This is a genomic window from Paenibacillus sp. MER TA 81-3 (genome assembly GCF_023713585.1).
Lineage (GTDB): Bacteria > Bacillota > Bacilli > Paenibacillales > Paenibacillaceae > Paenibacillus_B > Paenibacillus_B profundus.
The window spans coordinates 1-232 of the sequence record NZ_JAMAWB010000160.1; the positions used below are offsets into that span (position 1 = coordinate 1).

Below are 232 nucleotides of genomic sequence, written 5' to 3' on the forward strand. Positions count from 1 at the left end.
TCGTTGCTTCCCGCGAAGAAACCAGGTTTTCTGAATCGCTTGATAATCCCGAATCATGGATTCATCCTCGAACAGTAAGTGATCGATCTCATGGTTCAGTAACTTTTTTTCAAATCGGGAAAGGTCGATTCGGCAAACTGGCGTTGCTTCTCTGGATCTGCTGCCGCAAGCGTGTATGTCGGTTTTGTATAGCTGAGTCCTAAGCGTTCCATCACTTTGGAGATGCCTCGGA

The 232-nt window shown here is 47.0% G+C and carries 1 pseudogene; it reads right to left on the reverse strand.

The features are described from left to right. Window positions 1-232, reverse strand: a pseudogene (locus M3650_RS31685) (winged helix-turn-helix domain-containing protein); the annotation flags it as partial.